At 60.9% G+C, this 13,824-nt stretch carries 14 protein-coding genes; 8 read left to right on the top strand and 6 right to left on the bottom strand.

Annotated elements, in window-relative coordinates; all coding sequences use genetic code 11:
• Positions 1–2: 2 nt before the first annotated feature.
• Entirely contained in the window at positions 3–1,910 is a 1,908-nt protein-coding gene (locus ATY29_RS35700; protein WP_025418723.1) for an ABC transporter ATP-binding protein, read from the top strand.
• Positions 1,911–2,046: 136 nt separating this feature from the next.
• Here ATY29_RS35700 and ATY29_RS35695 read toward each other — a convergent pair whose 3' ends face one another.
• Together ATY29_RS35695 and ATY29_RS35690 are read right to left on the bottom strand one after the other, a co-directional pair.
• Entirely contained in the window at positions 2,047–3,315 is a 1,269-nt protein-coding gene (locus ATY29_RS35695; RefSeq protein ID WP_097534351.1) for an RNA polymerase sigma factor, read from the bottom strand.
• A 31-nt stretch (positions 3,316–3,346) separates the two neighbouring features.
• Positions 3,347–3,739 carry a YciI family protein gene (locus ATY29_RS35690; RefSeq protein WP_025418725.1) on the bottom strand — a complete coding sequence of 131 codons (393 nt, stop codon included), beginning with the start codon at positions 3,737–3,739 and terminating at the stop codon, positions 3,347–3,349.
• 229 nt (positions 3,740–3,968) lie between these two features.
• Between ATY29_RS35690 and ATY29_RS35685 the strand changes: the two genes are divergently transcribed.
• The 5 genes from ATY29_RS35685 (at position 3,969) to ATY29_RS35665 (ending at position 8,087) form a co-directional block, all read left to right on the top strand.
• The gene (locus ATY29_RS35685; protein ID WP_244597503.1) at positions 3,969–4,382 is read left to right on the top strand and encodes a hypothetical protein; all 414 of its coding nucleotides are present in this window, start codon (positions 3,969–3,971) and stop codon (positions 4,380–4,382) included.
• Positions 4,383–4,589: 207 nt separating this feature from the next.
• Positions 4,590–4,916 (top strand): hypothetical protein, encoded by a 327-nt coding sequence (locus tag ATY29_RS35680; RefSeq protein ID WP_003563535.1) that lies wholly within the window; start codon positions 4,590–4,592, stop codon positions 4,914–4,916.
• A gap of 377 nt (positions 4,917–5,293) precedes the next feature.
• Positions 5,294–5,614 carry a hypothetical protein gene (locus ATY29_RS35675; protein WP_003563537.1) on the top strand — a complete coding sequence of 107 codons (321 nt, stop codon included), beginning with the start codon at positions 5,294–5,296 and terminating at the stop codon, positions 5,612–5,614.
• A gap of 313 nt (positions 5,615–5,927) precedes the next feature.
• Entirely contained in the window at positions 5,928–6,968 is a 1,041-nt protein-coding gene (locus ATY29_RS35670) for a LacI family DNA-binding transcriptional regulator (RefSeq protein WP_097534349.1), read from the top strand.
• Positions 6,969–7,049: 81 nt separating this feature from the next.
• On the top strand, positions 7,050–8,087 hold the full coding sequence (locus tag ATY29_RS35665; RefSeq protein WP_003563540.1) for a LacI family DNA-binding transcriptional regulator: 1,038 nt from the start codon (positions 7,050–7,052) through the stop codon (positions 8,085–8,087).
• Positions 8,088–8,097: 10 nt separating this feature from the next.
• On the opposite strand, the gene ATY29_RS35660 is transcribed toward ATY29_RS35665, so the two are convergent.
• Together ATY29_RS35660 and ATY29_RS35655 are read right to left on the bottom strand one after the other, a co-directional pair.
• Positions 8,098–9,390 (bottom strand): MFS transporter, encoded by a 1,293-nt coding sequence (locus ATY29_RS35660; RefSeq protein WP_097534347.1) that lies wholly within the window; start codon positions 9,388–9,390, stop codon positions 8,098–8,100.
• Positions 9,391–9,528: 138 nt separating this feature from the next.
• Entirely contained in the window at positions 9,529–10,728 is a 1,200-nt protein-coding gene (locus tag ATY29_RS35655; protein ID WP_097534345.1) for a multidrug effflux MFS transporter, read from the bottom strand.
• Positions 10,729–10,954: 226 nt separating this feature from the next.
• Here ATY29_RS35655 and ATY29_RS35650 point away from each other — a divergent pair, with 226 nt between their 5' ends.
• Positions 10,955–11,689, top strand: coding sequence for a TetR/AcrR family transcriptional regulator (locus ATY29_RS35650; RefSeq protein ID WP_025418728.1), 735 nt, complete (start codon positions 10,955–10,957; stop codon positions 11,687–11,689).
• Here ATY29_RS35650 and ATY29_RS35645 read toward each other — a convergent pair whose 3' ends face one another.
• Positions 11,690–12,130 carry a response regulator gene (locus ATY29_RS35645; protein WP_003563545.1) on the bottom strand — a complete coding sequence of 147 codons (441 nt, stop codon included), beginning with the start codon at positions 12,128–12,130 and terminating at the stop codon, positions 11,690–11,692.
• 274 nt (positions 12,131–12,404) lie between these two features.
• Between ATY29_RS35645 and ATY29_RS35640 the strand changes: the two genes are divergently transcribed.
• On the top strand, positions 12,405–12,944 hold the full coding sequence (locus ATY29_RS35640) for a L,D-transpeptidase family protein (RefSeq protein WP_003563547.1): 540 nt from the start codon (positions 12,405–12,407) through the stop codon (positions 12,942–12,944).
• A gap of 6 nt (positions 12,945–12,950) precedes the next feature.
• Here ATY29_RS35640 and msrA read toward each other — a convergent pair whose 3' ends face one another.
• The gene (gene msrA, locus ATY29_RS35635) at positions 12,951–13,652 is read right to left on the bottom strand and encodes a peptide-methionine (S)-S-oxide reductase MsrA (RefSeq protein ID WP_003563549.1); all 702 of its coding nucleotides are present in this window, start codon (positions 13,650–13,652) and stop codon (positions 12,951–12,953) included.
• Positions 13,653–13,824 lie beyond the last annotated feature (172 nt).

Raw genomic sequence — 13,824 nt, 5'->3', positions numbered from 1 at the left:
GCATGGCCGAGGAACTGGAAACCGAGCGTCCCGACGTTCGCGAGGATGGGCGCCGCCCGCCGCGGGCAGTCGTCGGTTCGCATCGCGTCGAGGAGGAGATGTTCGGAAAGGCCTTCGACGGCAATATCGTCAAGCGCATCTGGGCTTTCGTTCATCCCTATCGCCGCCAGGTCGGCTGGGCCGTCGTCGCCGTCCTGACCTTCACGATGATGCAATTGCTGATCCCGCTGATCATCCGTTATGCCATCGACCACGGCATGGCGCCGGGCGGCAATCCTTCGGCGCTGATCTGGGCGATCGCTGCCTTCGCGGTCGCCATTCTCATCAATTATGCGGCAAGTTACGCCCAGGAGACGCTGGTCGGCGGCGTGGCGGAAGACGTGCTCTTCGATATCCGCAGGGCGATGTTTTCGCATCTGCAGCGCGTCTCGCTCTCCTTCATGGACAAGACCGAAGTCGGCCGGCTGATGTCGCGTCTGCAGGGCGACGTCAACTCGATGCAGGAATTCCTCGAAACCTCGGTACTCTCAGTCGGCGACATCGTGCTGCTCTTCGGTATCGTCTTCGTGATGCTCTATCTCGATTTCAAGCTGGGCCTGCTGACGCTCGCGGTGCTGCCGGTGCTCTTCGTCGTCCGGCTATTCTGGCTGCCGCTCGCCCGCAAGTCCTTCATGGCAGCCCACGAGACCAATTCGGTCGCCAACGGCGCGCTTGCCGAAGCCATTCACGGCGTGCGCGCCGTCCAGAGCATGGACCGGCAGGGCGTCAACTTCACGCTCTATGACGACAAGGCGCGTGCCAACCTCAAGACGCATCTGACGGCGGCGCGTTATGCGCAGGTGATGGTGCCGATCGTCGACAGCCTGACCGGCGTGGCGATGGCCCTCGTCATCGTCGTCGGCGGCGCCCGCGTTCTCAACCAGGCGCTCGATGTCGGCGTCCTCGTCGCCTTCCTTTTCTATATCCAGCGCTTCTTCGACCCGATCCGTTCTCTGACCCTGCAATATTCGGTGATGCAGCGCGCCATGGCGTCTGGCCAGCGGCTGACGGAAGTGCTCGACGTGCCGGTTGACATCAAGGATGCGCCGGATGCCAAGGCCCTGTCGCGCGACATGGACGGCTCGGTCGAATTCAAGGACGTCGTCTTCGGCTACAATCCGAAACATCCGGTGCTGAAACATGTGAGCTTCAAGGTCAATCCCGGCGAGACGGTCGCCCTGGTCGGGCCGACGGGCTCGGGCAAATCGAGCTGCATGTCGCTGATCCATCGCTTCTACGACGTGCAGCAGGGCCAGGTTCTGGTCGGCGGCCACGACGTGCGTGACGTGACGCAGGATTCGCTCGGGGCCGAAATCGCCATGGTGCTGCAGGAACCCTTCCTCTTCACCGGCACCGTCTTCGAAAACATCCGCTACCACAAGCAGGATGCGACCCGCGAACGAGTGATCGAGGCTGCAAAAGCCGTCGGCGCGCACGATTTCGTCATGCGCCTGCCCGATGGCTACGACAGTGTTCTCGGCGAGCGCGGTGGCAATCTTTCGCTCGGCCAGCGCCAGCTTTTGAGTTTTGCCCGCGCGCTTGTGGCGGATGCGAAGATCCTCGTGCTCGACGAGGCGACCGCCAATATCGACAGCTATACCGAGATGCTGATCCAGAAGGCTCTGGTGAAGTTGCTCGAAAACCGCACCGGCCTCGTCATCGCCCACCGCCTGGCCACGATCCGCGAGGCCGACCGCATCATCGTGCTGCAGAACGGCGAAATCATCGAAAGCGGTAACCACCGGCAATTGATGAAGAACGGCAAGCTCTATTCCAGGCTCTATAACCTCAACTACGCCTCCTTCGACGATATTCCCGAAGATGTGTTGGACGCCACTGGCTATGACCTAAAACATACCGGTATGACCTAAACTAGCCGGTCTTCAGTTTGGCAGAATCGATTCCAATGTCCTCCTGCGATGAGGAGCGGTTCGGCCTGTCCGGGCAACCCTCGGAAGACCATGTAGGGCGAGCCACCTCAGCCATGAAGACCGAGATACGTTACAATCAACGCTTCGCTGCGGCAGCTTCACCAGCACGGCGCATGAGGAAATCGTGCTCCCTCTTATTTTCGGCAAGGGCGGCCGCCGCTTGAAAGGCTCGCCACGCTTCGTCGTATCGGCCAAGCTTATAAAGAAGATCGCCGCGAACGCTGGGCAGAAGATGATAGTCTTTCAATGCGGGCTCGTCGCGCAGGCTTTCAATGATGTCCAATGCCGCCTCGGGGCCTTCGACCATGCCGATGGCCACCGCTCGATTGAGTTCGACGATCGGCGAATGCAGAAGCCCGGCAAGCTCCGCATAGAGACCGGCTATATGCCTCCAATCGGTTTCATCGGCCGTCATTGCCCTTGCATGACATGCAATGATCGCGGCCTGCAGGGCATAGATCCCGCCGGCACCGCCAAGCTCTTCGGCCCTCATCAACGCCTTCAACCCCCGCTGAATCTGCAACCGATCCCAGCGGTCACGGTTTTGTTCGAGAAGCAGGATCGGATCGCCGGCAGCATCCGTCCGCGCCGCAGCACGGGACGCGTTCAGTTCCATTAACGCCAGCAACGCATGCGCCTCCGGCTCCAGCGGCGCCACGGATGTCAAGACCCGGCCCAGCCGCAGCGCCTCATTGCACAATTGCAGCCGAAACCAGTTGTCGCCGCGGGCGGCCGTGTAACCCCCGTTGAAGATCAGGTAGATGACCTCCAGCACCGAGGCGAGACGTTGCGACAGTTGCTCGCCATGCGGCGTCTCATAGGCGAGCCCCGAATCCGACAATGTCTTCTTGGCGCGGAGGATGCGTTGGGCGATCGTTGCTTCCGACGCCAGGTATGCCCTGGCGATTTCTTGTGTCGTCAGGCCGCAGATCATCCGTAAGGCCAGAGCTACGCGCGCCTCGCGCGAGATCAGCGGGTGGCACGCCGTAAATATCAGACGCAGCATTTCATCGCCGATATCATCATCCAGAGGGGTGTCTAGATCGGGCATGATCTGCTCTTCCTCCTCCATTTCCCGAACGATCATCTGGTGCTTCTGATCCAGCATCCGGCGACGACGAAGATGATCGAGCGCTCGACGCTTGGCAGTTGTCATAAGCCATGCGCCGGGCCGTTCGGGGATTCCCGTCTTCGGCCATCGTTCCAGGGCTACAGTGAGCGCTTCCTGTGTCAGATCCTCGGCAAGCGGCACGTCGCGCAGCAATCGTGCCAGGCTGGTGATCAGCCGCGGCTGTTCGATCCGCCAGACGGCCAGGATCGTTTGATGGGTGCCGGCGGCCGTCACGACCGCCCGCCCAGATTATGGGTCGAAAGGATCATGCCCTTGCTTCGGCGAGCGGGTCGCAGATCCCCTCCGCACCCGGTTCAAAATAGGCGCGCACTTCACACGTGCCATCCCAACCGGGCATGAGATCCTTGTGCAACTGCATGAACTCGACCGCCAGCGCCACGGCCTCCTCCTTGCTCTGCAGCTCGAAGATCGCATAACCGCCGACGACCTCCTTGGCCTCGACAAAAGGGCCATCGATAACGCTCAACTTGCCGTCCCGGATCGTGACACGGGCACCGGTCGCCAGCGGCATCAGCCCGGCGGTGTCGAGCATGCGGCCGGCCTTGATTTCCCGATCAGCAAGCTTGCCTATCGCCTCGATAAGCTCGGGCGTCGGATGCATCGAATCGGTGGACGTGACGATGGACATGAAACGCATGGGAATTTTCCTCCAGGAGCGAGACGCCGGCATCATTGCCGCTAAACAAGCCCGCTCATATTGACAACGAAGCAGCCGTTCGCAAACCGACAATGATCTCGAAAAAATTTGGATCGGAGCAGAGCGCCAGCAGATCCGACTGGACCGCCTTTTTCGCAACAGTCGCCGGCAGAACAAAGGAGCGGCGAATAGTCTTTGAATGCTCTGCTTACCCACGGCGCCTCGCAGGGTGAAGAAGTCGGCGCTGAGCTATGTTCAAACGGCCGCATTCACCTTTTGGTGGTGGGGCCAATCCCTTTTGCCGGATGTGCGCATCGGGGATTTTGCATCAATCTCGCCCTACGACCGGAGGGACGAAATGGCGAGCAATTACCGTTTGGAAGCGAGTGATACCACTTGGGCCATAGTGGACATAGCAACTGATGCACCGGCACGACTGGATGGCATACCACTCGTAACAATGGAGGCTGCGGAAGCCCGACACATGCTTCGTATACTTTATGGCATCGATCAGATCCGAACCAATTCGAGGTGGTGGGCGAAGCTCGCCAAAAAGCGGGCAAAGATGATAACCTCGTCGGAGGATGTGCCGGCGGTGGAGTTCGAGCCGCTGCGGCCGTTTGTTTCAAGCAATTGGACTTGAGACAATGAATCGCATCGCCAAACAGAAAACCTGCTAGCCGGGCAACTAGGTCTTCCCCCGGGAAGAATCGACCGGGTTTTCGATCTTCCAGAATCGAGCGTGTCGAAGCCCTCATCCACACTGATATGTCGAGATAAGCCTTTTGGATAAATATTCGCCGCGCTCTCACGCGGTTACAATCTTCGTTTGAGAAGAAGGGAGTGAACGATGAAAGCGATCACGGTTTCTGGCCTCATTATCCTAGCCTTCGCATCTTGTGCATATGCCGCGACCATGACAGCGGAGCAGATGAAAAGTGAGTTGGTAGGCCACCCAATTCACTGGAAGTCAAAGACTCAATCGGGCGTCACAACCTATAAACCAGACGGAACGATTGAAGCGACTGTCGAGGGGGACAAGGCCACCTACAAGGGCACATGGGCCATCAAAGACAACAAGATGTGCGAGAAGTTCGATAAGGAAAAATGTGCGACGATCAATTCGCTTGGAGGTAAGAAATACTCCAAGGGGGCCGGAACGTTCACGGTGGAATAGCGATGCGCTAGGTCCGTTCCCAAACCGGCGCAACACCTTTCCATGCACCCTAGGCCCCGCGAACTGCGGGGCTTTTTAATCACCGTCGGGAAGTAGCCTCTGCGGCCCACTCCACTCAAAACCCGCCTAGACCGCTAAGGCGGGCTTCCTTTATGGAAGTGGTTCATCAGCAAATTGTCAGCCAGTGCCTCAGGCAGCTCACGGCATTGTAGCTTATATAAGCGACAATGCCCAACGACGACCGCTGCGGAATCGGCGACCTGATATGGTCTTCAGCGAAGACATGCATTAATGCATGTCGCAAAGTTTGAACGAACAATCGACTTGCTGCCGCATTTCTCTTTTATCCGGGGCGAGTGCCATTTCAGGAGAACGTCATGAAGAGAGTCATTAGCAGCCTGTTGATCGCCACGGCCCTTGTTGGATCGGCCATTCAGCCTGCTGCCGCACGCGACCACCATCGCCATCACGATAACACCGGCCGCATCATCGCCGGCGGCGTTGCCGCAGGCGTCGTCGGCGGCCTGATCGGCGGCGCGCTCGTCAATGGCGGCCCTCGCTACGTCGATGACGGCCCGCGTTATGTCGAGAGCCCCCGCTATGTCGAACCCGAGCCGAGATGCTGGTACGAGGACCGCGATGTGCGCAACCGCTATGATGGGGGCTATCACGCCGAAACCGTGCGCGTCTGCGAGTAGTCCCTGTTGCGGTGGCGTTCATTGCAACGCCGCCGGTTCGCCTTCAGCCGAGGTTGCGTCCCGCAGCCTCGGTGTTTTTTTGTTCATCAGTGACATCCCGACCGGGGGATCAGCCGTGATTCCCCGGCCGCGCCCCCCTCCCCGCAAGGAGGAGGGCTAATGTGCCGCACCGGTTCACATAACCTGCCCTCCCCCTTGTGGGGAGGGTCTTTGACGCCAACCGGCGGTCATGCCGACGATAGCACCTTTGAAAAAAACCTCCGCCGCGCCGCCTGTCATCCAGCTGTCAGAGACGATCAATAGCTGAGAGCCGATGAATGATAGTCTGGTGAACGACGGCAAGACGCCGAAAAAAGAGCGCATGGGTTTCGTCAGCGCCGAGCAGGTGGCGCAGCTGGCGGGCGTTTCGCGTTCCGCGGTGTCGCGCACCTTCACGCCGGGCGCAAGCGTGGCGCCGGCAACGCGCGAAAAGGTGCTGCGGGCGGCTGAAGAGCTCGGTTATCACGTCAATGATCTCGCGCGTGGCGTGCTCGCCAATCAGAGCCGCCTTGTCGGCATCGTCGCGACCCGCCCGGAAGTGGGGTTTCGCGCCCATCTGGCCGCCGCACTCGCCAAAGTCCTAATCCGCCGCGGCAGCATTCCGATCCTTATCAACACCGGCCGGACGGAAGAGGAACTGCTTGCCGCCCAGAAGATGCTGATCGGCCATCGCGCCGAGGCGATCATCATCCTCTCCGGCTCGCCGCCGGCAAGTTTCCTCGAACTCGCCCAGCGAAACGGCCACCCGCTTATCGTCATCGGCCGCTCGGAGCCCGACGCCGACCACGTGCGCGCCGGCAACATCGAAGCCTCTCGCAAGGCGGCGACGGCCTTTTACGACAGCGGCCGGCGACGGCTGGCGGTCATCGGCTCCAATTCGGGAACGCCTGCGATCGTCGAGCGCGAAAACGCCTTCTTGTCGGCGGCCAAGTCGCTCGGCGCATCCGTCACCGCCGCACGTGGCGACGATTCCGATTATGAGGGCGGCGTCACCGCCGGCCGTGCGCTATTCTCGCAGCGAATGAAGCCCGACGCCGTCTACTGCGCCAACTACCTGATCGCCTTCGGACTGATGGATATCGTGCGCCAGGAAGCGCGGCAGCGCATTCCGGAAGATGTCGCCGTCATCGGCTTCGACGACGTGCCGGAATCCTCCTGGCTGAGCTATCAGCTGACCACTTTCCGCCAGGATCCGCAGACCATGGCGCAGCGCGCCGTCGCGCTGATGGAGCGGCGGCTCGAAGATCCGGATGCCCCGCCGGCTTCCGAACGCGTTATTCCGGAACTCGTCATCCGCCAGAGCTTCAGGCCATAATCCCTCTCCCGACTTTTCGCAGGCGTCATCCTGTGGCAAGAAAGGGCAAATGCGATCCGATCGGGAGGGACATCGTCGGAGATGAAGGGAATTCGCCAGCTCGCCGAGCATCTCGACATTTCGATCGGGACGGTTTCCCGGGCGCTGAACGGCAAGCCGGATGTCAATGAAGACACGCGCCGGCGGGTGCTCGCCGCCGCCGAAGAGCTCGGTTATGTCGCCAACCAGTCGGGCCGCAGCCTTCGCCAGGGCATGACCAATGTCATCGGCCTGATGCTCGAGGTCAGCCGCGAGACGGTGGAAAACAGCGACGACTTCTTCCTTGGAGTCACTGACGGCCTGCAGAGCGTGTTTTCCCGCCACAAGCTCGATCTGGTCATGCTGCCCTGCCCTGACGACGAGGATCCGCACGAATATCTGAAACGCATGGTGGCCCGCCGCCTCGTCGACGCGCTGATCATCTCGGCGACACGCCGTACCGACCGGCGTATCGAGCTTCTGGAAAAGGCCCGCATCCCCTTCGTGACGCTCGGCCGCAGCGCGTCCGGCGGCAGCTACACCTGGATGGACCTCGACTTCGAAGGCGTGGCGGCGCGCGGCGTCGACCGGCTGGTGGCCAAGGGCCACCGGCGGATCGCGGTTGCCGTCCCTTCCTCCGACATCAATCTCGGCTACATCTTCGTCGACAGCTACCGTCAGGCGCTGAAACGCCACGATATCCCCTTCGACCCGGCGCTCGTCATCCGTGTCAAGTCGAGCGAGCAGGGCGGCTATCAGGCCGGCCACGAACTGCTGATGATTAAAGAGAGGCCGACCGCGATCATACTGATCCACGAGTTGATGGCGATCGGGCTTTACCGCAGGCTTGCCGAGGCCGGCATCGTGCCCGGCCGCGACCTCGCCGTCGTCGGTTTCCGCGAGGAGCCGCGCACGCATTTCCTGCAGCCCTCGCTGACCTCCTTCCGCATGTCGCTGCGCGATCTCGGCGCCCAGCTCGGCGAAACCCTGCTCGCCACCATGCCGGCCTATGCCGAGCACTATCCGCAGGGGGCCCGCAACCGCATCTGGCCGCTGGAACTCGTTCCCGGCGAAAGCGACGCTTTCACGCTGACGCCCTGACGCGGATCGCTCAGATCCTGCTCGGGGCCGCCGGCGGCTCCCGGCTCGACAGCTGACGCGTGACGAAGAAGACCAGCAGGGCGCCGGCGGCAAGGCAGGCGGCCAGGAAGAACATCGGCGCGATCGTACTGCCGCTCTCATCCTTGATCCAGGGCACGACGTTCTGGGCGACGAAACCGCCGAGATTTCCGACCGAATTGATGGCGGCAAGACCGGCCGCGGCACCCGCCCCCTTGAGGAAGCGCGAGGGCAGGCTCCAGAACACCGGCTGCGGCGCGAAAATCCCGGCGGCGGCGACGCAGAGGAAGGCGAATTGCAGCGTGTGGTTCGGGATCAGCGCCGAGAGCAGCAGGCAGGCCGCGCCGATAAAGGCCGGGATGACGATATAGGGCGTCTTCGATTGCGCCTTGTCGGCCATGGTGGGAACGACATAAAGGGCGACTGCCACCAAAAGCCAGGGAATGATGTTGAGAAAGCCGTTGACCGTGTTGCTGACGCCGAAGGCCTTGACGATGGTCGGCAGCCAGTAGCTCAGCCCATAGGCCGACAGTGGAAAGGCGATGTAGCAGAGCGCCATCAGCAGCACGCGCGGGTCGATGAGGGCCTTGAAGCCGTCTCCGGCATGTTCGCCCATACCGGCATTTTCCGAAGCGAGCCGCCGTTCGAGCCAAGCCTTCTCGTCGCCGTTCAGAAAGCCAGCGTTTTCCGGCTTGCCGGGAAGATAGAAGAAGGTGACGATGCCGGCGATAATAGCCGGGATGCCGGTCGCCAGGAACACCCACTCCCAGCCGGCAAAACCATAGAGACCGTCGAGATCGAGCAGCACGCCGCCGAGCGGCGCGCCGACGGCATTGGCGATGGCGCTGAAGATCATGAACAGCCCGACCATCCGGCCGCGATAATCCGCGGGGAACCAGAGCGTCAGCAGGTAGAGCACGCCGGGAAAGAAGCCGGCTTCGCAGACGCCGAGCAGGAAGCGCAGGATATAGAACATCGTCGCGTTCTGCGTGAAGGCGAGTGCCACGGTCACAAGGCCCCAGGAGACCAGGATGCGGGCGAACCAGACGCGGGCGCCGAGCCTCTCGAGGAAGAGGTTGCTCGGCACCTCGAACAGAAAATAGCCGATGAAGAACAGCGAAGCGCCGAGGCCGTAGGCATATTCGCTCATCCCGAGCGCATCGACCATCTGCAGCTTGGCGAAGCTGACATTCTGCCGGTCGATATAGGCGATGAGGTAGAGGATGCCGAGAAATGGCATCAGCTTCCAGGTGATTTTCGAGATCAGCCGCTTCTCGTCGACCATGCGTATTCTCCAGACTAACAATGCTTCGTCAGGCCTAGATAGCGCGGCACACCGATAATCAATTGCGCGTTGCATTTTCTCTGCAGCGCCGCGTATCTTGGCGGCCGCACCCGGAGACCGGGTGAGGCCTGTCGTCGATCATTCGGCGGCGGCAACCGCGGCGCGGCGGCCGATCGTCGCCTGGGTCAGCACGAAGGCCGCGAAGGCGCAGAGCGCGATGCCGGCGGCCATCGGAACGGCGGTGCCGTCGAAGAACAGGCTCGATATCACCATGGCGACGGCGGCGATGACGAAATGCAGCGTGCCCATCAACGACGAGGCGGTGCCGGCGATGGCGCCATGATCTTCGAGCGCCAGCACCGCGCTCATCGGAATGACGAGGCCGAGGAAGCCGTAGCCGAGGAAGAGAAAACTCGCCATGACAGGCAGCTGATTGAAGCCGGCAGCCATCACCACCGCCATGACCACCATGGCAAGCGCGAAGGCGCTGACGGCAATCCGCATGACCCGCACCAGACCGAAACGCTCGCCGAGCCAGCCGGTCGCCTGCGACACCGCGAAGAAGGAGACGGCATTGATCGAGAAGGCGAAGCTGTATTCGGTCGGCGTCAGCCCGTAATGCTGGATCAGCACGAAGGGCGAGTTGGCGAGATAGACCAGGAAGCTCGAAATCCCGAGGCCGCCGATGAAGGTCAGCGTCAGGAAATTGCGGTCGGACAGCAGCAGCCGGTAGGCCGCCATGGCGCTGCCGAGGCCGCTGCCGCTGCGCTCCTTGGACGGGCGGGTTTCTTCAAGCTGGGTCGCAAGCAGCACGAGACCGATGAAGGCGGCGATCGTCACCGCCCAGAACACCCCGCGCCAGCCATAGAATTCGATGACGGCGCTACCGGTCAGCGGCGCCAGGATCGGCGAGATCGAAAAGACCAGCATCAGCAGCGACATCAGCCGCGCGGCCTGCACGCCGGTATGCATGTCGCGGACGATAGCGCGCGGAATAACCATGCCGGCAGCACCGCCAATGCCCTGGATGAAACGGAAGGCGATCAGCGTTTCGATATTGGTCGCCAGCGCACAGCCGATCGAGGCGACGGCGAAGACGCCGATGCCGAGATAAAGCGGCAGCTTGCGGCCCCACATATCCGACAGCGGACCGTAGACGAGCTGCGCGAGAGCAAAGGAGATGAAGAAAGCGAGAAGCGTCAGCTGGGTGACGTTGTTATCGGCATGCAGGTCCTGGCCGATGGAGGGCAGAGCGGGTAGATACATGTCGATGGCGAAAGGCCCGATGGCCGAGAGAAGGCCGAGAATGAGGGCCATGCGAAAGAAGGAAGCCGTCATAGGGTGATCTTTCATAAAAACGCAGCGGAGGCGCCGGATCGTCGCTCCGTCGCACAGCTCTTTAGAATCGGCGCATCGCGCTATCCGAAAATCGATTGCGATTTTCGGCCGATGCGCTGGGGTCAATGATGATCGTTCGCGCGAAGACGAAGTTGGGAGCTCATATCTCCAGCGGCGGAACCAAGCGTGTCAATAATTTTGGACACTGATGTAAAACTAGACGCCATTGTCTAAAACGTCAAGACGCCTTATCCTCGCCTTCATGAAAGATCGCATGACACCGGCAGGCATGGCTGGGCATACGCAGCGCGGGCAATGCGCCAAGCGCATGTCGATCCTCGATGCCGCCGCCGACGTCTTCTGCCGCCAGGGTTTTGCCGGCGCCAGCATCGACGAGATCGCCGCCGTCGCCTGCGTTTCCCGCCAGACGATCTACAATCACTACCGTGAAAAAGAGACGCTGTTCGTCGCCGTCGTCGAGGACGTCATGAACCGCGCCAATGCCATGCTCTTCTCGGTACTGTCGAGCTTCCCTGAGAAGGCCGACAATCTGGAGGACGGGCTGACGGAATTTGCCGTGCGCCTCAACAAGAATTGCATCTGCAATCACGACGGAAAATTCCTGCGCAAGCTGGTGCAGACCGAGGGTGAACGCTATCCGCACCTGTTCGAAAGCTGGCGCCAGCAGGGCCCGGGGAAGCTGACCACTGCCCTTTCCGCGCTTCTCGCGCGGCTCGCACATAAGGGCGTGCTCGTCATCGACGATTTCGATGTCGCCGCACGGCAGTTCGTGGCGCTCGCCAATGCCGATCTGCAGATGATGACGCTTTTCGGCGAAACACCCACCGATGAAGAGCTTGATAAGGCGGCACGCAATGCCGTGCGTACTTTCCTCAAGGCCTATGGCAGACCGGCAGATAAGGCCGGCCGTCCGCCGGAGCTTGCCGCCATAGCGGGCTGATCAGGCAAAAATCGTCATCTGCGAGGGCACCACGGCGAACATGCCGACACGGCGTGCGGCGAGATAATTCACCAGCTGCTGCACGACAGAAGGCATGACCGGCTTCTGCACGACGCCGACTGCGCCCTTGACCCCATCGGCGACGACCTCCGGATTGCCGGTCATGAAGACCACCGCAATGCCGTGCTCTTGCGCCAGCCGCCGACCGATCTCGGGCCCGGTCGGGCCGTCGGCAAGATTGACGTCGACAAAGGCGATATCGGCCAGCGGCGCCAGGCGCAGCGCCTGTTCGCGATCGCTCGCAAGACCGGCCACCTGCATGCCCATGCCTTCCACCGTCGCCCCGAGATCCAGCGCGATCAGAAATTCATCTTCGACGATCAATACTCTCTGTCTCATGAGATCATCTCGTTGCCAGCGCCGCACGACATTGGTGGCCATGATACGTCCCCTTGTTACGCCATAATCCGAAAGAGGGATCCGCTCCGGCAGCTGTCCCTGCGCGAAACTCATTGTCGTAACGGGCAACTTGACGATATGTTCCGCGGTGGAACGCGATTTTCCTGAATTAAGATGTTGTTAACGTTGATAAATTCTTAACAAGAAGCCGGCAAAGAAAAACTGGCGGCGGACTATTCTGAATCTCAAGCGTACTTGTGGATGATGGCGCAATGACACGATATGATTATTCCGTTGGCTCGATATCGAGGATCACGTGAGAAACAGACTTATCGTGCTGACCATCGTGGTCGTCAGTCTTTTCGCCTATACGAAATTGATGGCCAGGATCGGCTCGGGCTCACCGCCCCCGGATGCGCCGCGGGAGCAACAGGCCGATCTCATTCGCGTTTATAAATCCGAACGACGCATGGTTCTTCTCAAAGAGGAGGTTCCGATTTCGACCTATCGGATTTCCCTGGGGCAGGCTGCCGATGCCGGTCCCAAACAACGGGAAGGTGACGAAAAGACACCGGAAGGGCGTTATGAAATCGACTGGCGCAATCCCAAGTCGATGGCGCATCTCAGCCTGCACATTTCCTATCCAGGCCCCGATGACCGGCGCAATGCGCACTCCAATGGCTTTCCGCCCGGCGGCAACATCATGATCCACGGTCTTCCCAATGGCTGGGGCCTGTTCGGGGATGCCCATCGGCTGTGGGATTGGACGGATGGCTGTATCGCCGTCACCAACACCGAGATGCGCGACATCTGGGCTCGCGTCCCCGATCATACGCCGATCGACATCATGCCCTGACGGGAGTCATCCCTTGGCCCTGACGAGCACCGGCTCGGTGCGGTAGTCGGCTGGAAAAAGCGACTTCAGATTCTCGATTTTCGGCATGTCGTTGTAGACGATATAGGGATAGGTCGGATTGAGCGTCAGGAAATCCTGATGATAGGCTTCGGCCGGATAGAAGCCGGCGGTATCGGACACCTTGGTGACGATCTTGCGCGGGAAGACACGCGCCTTGTCGAGCTGATCGATATAGCGCTCGGCCACCTCCCGCTGCTTTGGCCCGGCGACGAACAGCGCCGAACGATATTGCGTTCCACGATCCGGACCCTGGAAATTCAGCTGCGTCGGGTTATGCGCCACCGAGAAGAAGATCTGCAGCAACTTGCCATAGCTCACTTGTTTCGGATCGAACTTCACCTCGACGGATTCGGCATGACCTGTCGAACCAGTGCTGACAGTTTCGTACTGCGCCGTTTTGGCGTCGCCGCCGGCATAACCGGAAACGGCGCTCTTGACGCCCTTGACGTGCTGGAAGACGCCCTGGACGCCCCAGAAGCAACCGCCGGCGAAGATGGCGGTCTCGGTCCCGGCCACGGAGGCCTCATCGACAGCAGGTGGCGGGATGGTGACGGCATCTTCAGCCGCGCCTGCGGCACCCGCACCGATTGAAAAGACTGTGGCAGCCAGGAGCGCGACAAGGCTCCGGCGGCGGGACGACGTGGACATGGCGCTACCTCCTGCGATCAGCCAAATCCTTGCCTATCCCTGCAAAAGCCGCAAATCACAAGGCGATCACTCACGCCAATGTGACAACCGGACGAAAGCGCCTGTGCGAAGATGAAACAGCGCGCGAGTGGAGATTGACAATCTCGTGTGGAGTGAGGAGAGTGCCCGCCGG

Origin of the sequence: Rhizobium hidalgonense (assembly GCF_002914525.1) — a bacterium.
Classification (GTDB): domain Bacteria; phylum Pseudomonadota; class Alphaproteobacteria; order Rhizobiales; family Rhizobiaceae; genus Rhizobium; species Rhizobium hidalgonense.
The sequence above is the reverse complement of the archived record's forward strand: the minus strand, read 5'-3'. Positions and strand labels throughout refer to the sequence as shown.